Annotated in this window: 1 protein-coding gene; it reads left to right on the plus strand. The window is 47.5% G+C overall.

Annotated elements, in window-relative coordinates; translation table 11 throughout:
- On the plus strand, nucleotides 1–679 hold a 679-nt coding region (locus ACS8FD_RS20635; RefSeq protein WP_439277241.1), incomplete at its 5' end, for an FAD-dependent oxidoreductase.
- Nucleotides 680–705: the final 26 nt, after the last annotated feature.

Raw genomic sequence — 705 nt, forward strand, 5'->3', positions numbered from 1 at the left:
CAATCCCAATATCGTAATTGTGGGTGCAGGTGTGGCAGGATTGGGCGTTGCCAACAGACTCAGCCGTCAGTTACCTAATGCCACGTTAACCATCTTAGACAGCCGCAAAGTTCATTATTATCAGCCAGGCTACACCTTGCTCGCCACTGGGGTTTGGAGCAGTACGGACAAGGTCACTGACGACAATGCTAACTTGATGCCTACAGATATCAATTGGGTACAAGAAAATGCCCGTGAGTTTTTACCTGATAATAATCAAGTGGTGACCGATAGTGGCACAATCCTAGACTATGATTATCTGGTGATTGCAACTGGACTTCGGCTGGGTTATGAGCAAATTGAAGGGCTCAGTCTTGATGACTTGGGAACGGATGGTATCGGTAGCGTCTATGCCAGTCCAGAGACTGCCCTAAAGACATGGCAGCAGATGGATATCTTTCGCCAGACAGGTGGACGCGCGGTGATGACTTTGGCACATACCGATATGAAATGCGCGGGTGCGCCACTAAAAATGACCTTTATGCTACACGATAGACTTATGCAGACAGGCACTCGCCACGATAGTGATATTGAGTTTTTTAGCCCTCATAAGACCGTCTTTAGCGTGCCTATTGTCAATGACAACATATTGTCACGCTGGGCATCGTATGATCCGCCGATAAAGGTTAACTTTGAGTAGCGCCTAACAGCGATCGATAAAGGTAG

It is taken from the genome of Psychrobacter sp. 1U2 (assembly GCF_051847575.1).